Below are 293 nucleotides of genomic sequence, written 5' to 3'. Positions count from 1 at the left end.
GTGGACCGGGTGCGAGTGGAGCAGGCGAATGCACTGAAAAGCGATAAACCGGCGCGAAAAGTGGTCAAAAGTGCGCGTTGGTTGCTGCTACGTAATCGGGCGAAGCTGAGTGAAAAACAGGATGTGAAGTTGCAGGAGCTGTTGGCAGCGAATCAACCGCTGGCGATGGTGTACGTGCTGAAAGAGGCGTTGAAGGGCATCTGGTATGCGCCGAGCGTGTGGGAAGGATGGCGACGATGGCGGAGCTGGATGCGGCAGGTGAAGGAAAGCGGGCTAGCGCCGCTGCAACGATT

The 293-nt window shown here is 58.0% G+C and carries 1 protein-coding gene; it reads left to right on the top strand.

Annotated features, from left to right (window positions below):
- The coding region (locus tag J9892_RS22680; RefSeq protein WP_210539096.1) for a transposase at nucleotides 1-293 on the top strand (293 nt) is incomplete at both ends.

The sequence above is a fragment of the Aeromonas sp. Prich7-2 genome (assembly GCF_017939255.1).
Classification (GTDB): domain Bacteria; phylum Pseudomonadota; class Gammaproteobacteria; order Enterobacterales; family Aeromonadaceae; genus Aeromonas; species Aeromonas caviae.
Note: the sequence above shows the minus strand (reverse complement) of the source record. Positions and strands in the feature narration are given on the sequence as shown.